This is a genomic window from Campylobacter concisus (assembly GCF_902460675.1).
GTDB classification, from domain to species: Bacteria; Campylobacterota; Campylobacteria; order Campylobacterales; family Campylobacteraceae; genus Campylobacter_A; species Campylobacter_A concisus_AJ.
The window spans coordinates 1-1,552 of the sequence record NZ_CABPUQ010000006.1 but is presented as its reverse complement, the minus strand read 5'-3'; the positions used below and the strand labels follow the sequence as shown (position 1 = coordinate 1,552).

The 1,552-nt window shown below is 26.0% G+C and carries 3 protein-coding genes; all 3 read right to left on the bottom strand.

Features of this window, described 5'->3' with window-relative positions; genetic code table 11:
• Positions 1-271 precede the first annotated feature (271 nt).
• A complete protein-coding gene (locus tag F3G88_RS10130) occupies positions 272-802 on the bottom strand; it encodes a hypothetical protein (protein ID WP_107848464.1) in 531 nt (176 codons plus the stop codon).
• Positions 795-1,037, bottom strand: coding sequence for a hypothetical protein (locus F3G88_RS10125; RefSeq protein ID WP_048809727.1), 243 nt, complete (start codon positions 1,035-1,037; stop codon positions 795-797). The genes F3G88_RS10130 and F3G88_RS10125 overlap by 8 nt, the downstream gene beginning before the upstream one ends.
• 174 nt (positions 1,038-1,211) lie before the next feature.
• The coding region (locus tag F3G88_RS10355; RefSeq protein WP_188117488.1) for a hypothetical protein at positions 1,212-1,552 on the bottom strand (341 nt) is incomplete at its 5' end.

The following is a 1,552-nucleotide window of genomic DNA, read 5'->3' as shown; positions in this document are numbered from 1 at the left end:
CGTTTAAATTTGAGCTGATGACCTTTTGATTTATAGCCATTAGATGAGACTCTTTTTTAGAGAAAAAGCCTTTAGATTTCTCTTTAGTTTGCGTGCTCTCGTTTGTATTAGCTCCAACTACATATATATCATTTCCAGCTTCTACGTTTAGCTTGTTAGTAGCTCTTAAGTTACTTGAGCTTATCTGTGTGTTTGACTTAGAGTTTAAATTTATATCTTGCTAAGCATACCACGATCATCAGGTAGTCTTTTTCTGAAACTTTATAACTATCTAATTTGTGACTTTCCACAATGCTATGGCTTCTTTAATCTCTGTTTTATAAGCCTTAAATGGCACTATAACTTCTTCTTGCTCCCAAACCTTAAGCTCTTTATACTCTTTTGTTTTGGTTATATTGTAAATTTCATCATAAATTTTTTGCAAAAATTCAACAATTATCTCTTTTTCATCTATCTTAAACTGCAAAAATCTATACTTTTTTTCATTAAGCAAATTCGATTTAAAAAATACTTGTATAAACATGTCTTCAACTATAAATTCTGACCACATCAAATAAAAATAGATAAATTGTGGCAAATAATACCTAAATGCTTCATCATTAAAGATTGGCAAATCAGTAGATAAAATTTTTATTTTATCTTTTTCAAGTTCAAACAAATCCTTTCCTTGCAAATCATTTTCAATCAATGTGTCCTGCAAGAATGGATTTGTTATTACCTTTGGTTTTGGCAAATTTCTATTATCTAGCAAATTTTGTATTTTATTTTGTAAGTTATTTTCTAAATTTAGCACGCTAAACATGGAATAAATCCACCAATGCTTCTATAATTTTTCCGTGATAATTTAACTCATAATTTTCATCAAAACCTTTTATTTCTAATTCATTAAGAGCCCACTCTCTAATATTTTCTGCCAAATTTATATCCACACTAATTTTTACAGAATTTTCATTGTTACAAATAGCAGATATACTATTTAAGAATTTACAATTTTCCATTAGATATTTAAATTGTTGTGGTGTTAGTTTTATATCCATTATTTATCACCATCCAATAAGACTTTTTGTTTTTGTCAATTATGTTGAATTAATTTTTAATTTCCTGTATTTACAACCTAACTTGGCTTATTATTTAAATATTTTGTCTTTCACTCAAACCATCTATTTTCCAATTTGCATATTTTATATCAACTTTATCACCTTTGTTTATTACTAATATAGAAAATAAGGGTTCGTACAAATTTCATTAAAATTATTTTCCAAATAAGCATTATTGTCACAAAAAATAAAATCAAAATATTGTGCCTTTTTCATAATAAAAGAAATGATTTTATTTTCAACTATATCAATATTTCTATCCCCTATTAGTTCATCTTCAGCTATACATAATTGTAAGCAAATACAATCGTTCTCTATTTTTTCTATTTGTAAAATAATATTCGTAAAGTCAAACTCATCTATTTTTATATCAAAGCGAAATTCTTTTTCATAATTATCAAAACATTGATTTAAAATATCAATTGGATTAGCAAAGCCCAATAAAGATATTTCAT